Genomic DNA, 553 nt, shown 5'->3' with positions numbered 1-553 from the left:
CCCTAAGCGGTCATCCCATGTCCTTTTGCGCCGCGCTGACTATCTCGGAGATAAAGGTACTCTTCTCTGAGGTGTAACGATCACCGTCATACGGGAACTGCTCAGCAAGGCGGTGTTTCAGGGTGGAGTATGCCAAGGCCGCATCGTTGTGTTGGCGGAGGTAGTTTCGGAAAAGCACTCGCCTATCATGTGTCAGGTTGGAGGGCGGGCAAAGGTAGACCCTTATCTGGGGTGAAGGGCGTTTCAGAAGGAAGGCCCAAACATCATCATCATACCGATTGCCACGTGCCTCGAAGCCAGCGTCAATGAGAGCTGCGCTTGCATCAGGAATGTCTCTGAGGCTCGGTACAATGACATCTACGTCAAGTATGGGCTTTGCGGGCAATCCGGGTACTGCGGTGCTGCCGATGTGCTCGACAGCCACCACGCTCACCCCGAGCACCTTTCTCAAAAGGGCTTCGGCTCTCGAGAAATCATCTATCCATTTCGGGTCAAAGGGAACGATTTCAACCAAGGTCGGCATGAGCGCATCCGTGATGTGGGCGGCAGTTCA

At 55.0% G+C, this 553-nt stretch carries 1 protein-coding gene; it reads right to left on the bottom strand.

Annotated elements, in window-relative coordinates; all coding sequences use genetic code 11:
• Window positions 1-10: 10 nt before the first annotated feature.
• Window positions 11-523 carry a GrpB family protein gene (locus ACM6UT_RS23470; RefSeq protein ID WP_416799665.1) on the bottom strand — a complete coding sequence of 171 codons (513 nt, stop codon included), beginning with the start codon at window positions 521-523 and terminating at the stop codon, window positions 11-13.
• Window positions 524-553 lie beyond the last annotated feature (30 nt).

The organism is Ciceribacter azotifigens (assembly GCF_048159625.1).
In the GTDB taxonomy this organism is placed as follows: domain Bacteria; phylum Pseudomonadota; class Alphaproteobacteria; order Rhizobiales; family Rhizobiaceae; genus Allorhizobium; species Allorhizobium azotifigens.
The sequence above is the reverse complement of the archived record's forward strand: the minus strand, read 5'-3'. Positions and strand labels throughout refer to the sequence as shown.